The 228-nt window shown below is 34.6% G+C and carries 1 pseudogene; it reads left to right on the top strand.

Features of this window, described 5'->3' with window-relative positions:
* Positions 1-17: 17 nt before the first annotated feature.
* Positions 18-228, top strand: a pseudogene (locus tag AOA59_RS33015) (alpha-N-arabinofuranosidase); the annotation flags it as partial.

Here is a 228-nt window from a genome sequence, read left to right on the forward strand (position 1 = left end):
TAGTTATGGCGAACAAAGTGATAATTAATACTGATATTGAAAAAGGTAAGATTAACAAAAATATATACGGTCATTTTTCAGAGCACCTTGGTAGATGTGTTTATGAAGGTTTCTGGGTAGGTGAAGATTCCAATATTCCTCATACGAAAGGTATTCGTAATGATGTAGTGGAGGCTTTGAAAAAAATTAATGTTCCAGTTTTAAGATGGCCAGGAGGCTGTTTTGCAG

This window comes from Pseudomonas sp. 2822-15 (genome assembly GCF_002742515.1).
GTDB classification, from domain to species: domain Bacteria; phylum Pseudomonadota; class Gammaproteobacteria; order Pseudomonadales; family Pseudomonadaceae; genus Aquipseudomonas; species Aquipseudomonas salomonii.